Here is a 734-nt window from a genome sequence, read left to right as displayed (position 1 = left end):
AAGTGCCGCAACGTCTAATTTTTTACTGGCAAGGGAGTACCAAAGCTCAAAATAGAGTATCCATTTTGAGCTTTGAAAACCCTTACTGGGTTTGGTTTTTATAGCTGTCGCCAAGTGTACTAGGACATAAAACCCAAGGATTAATTGGCGGCGCGAAGCGCCGCCAATTAATCCTTGGGTTTTGATTTGTCCTAATTCAAGTGACTGTAGCTATAATTCACGAAAGTGTTGTCACACTTTCGTGAATTGGTATTACGCACTCTGGGGTGTAACGCCACCAAATATTTTTTGTTAGGATAGCCCCATGAATGAGGTATAACTGCCATGTGCATCTGCATCAATTGCACCTATGTCGATCGCTGCATCACCTATCACTCCGTTGAGAGCCTCCACCAGCAACCCCATCTAACCGAAAATCCAGATTTTGAGGCTCTCTCTCCCACGATTAATGTTAATATCCGCACGGAATCCGAAGATATTCAAATGGAATGGGATGTAGTTGGCTGTGAGAGTTTTTCGGCAGAAGTGGGGAAATGGGTAAAATTGCGTCCAGGCGAACTTGTCCCCACTTAAAAGATCATAGTTTTCAGTTTAGCTAAGTAACTAGGCAAAATTTAATATAAAATTCCAGAACCTGTAGCGCAAGCTGCGCTTGCGCTACAGGTTTTGATTTTCGGTTTTCATTATGCCCAACTACTTATAGCTATATTCACTTAAATTAAGACATCAAACCC

General features: G+C 42.1%; 1 protein-coding gene. It reads left to right on the top strand.

Annotation, left to right across the window (positions count from 1 at the left end):
• Window positions 1-324 precede the first annotated feature (324 nt).
• Entirely contained in the window at window positions 325-573 is a 249-nt protein-coding gene (locus AC805_RS16865; protein WP_055076472.1) for a Ycf34 family protein, read from the top strand.
• Window positions 574-734 lie beyond the last annotated feature (161 nt).

The sequence above is a fragment of the Pseudanabaena sp. 'Roaring Creek' genome (genome assembly GCF_001402795.1).
GTDB lineage: Bacteria > Cyanobacteriota > Cyanobacteriia > Pseudanabaenales > Pseudanabaenaceae > Pseudanabaena.
Note: the sequence above shows the minus strand (reverse complement) of the source record. Positions and strands in the feature narration are given on the sequence as shown.

What these genes read in the sequence shown, in the direction of transcription:
- AC805_RS16865 (WP_055076472.1), top strand. Translation starts at nt 325, where the DNA reads ATGTGCATCTGCATCAATTGCACCTATGTCGATCGCTGCATCACCTAT.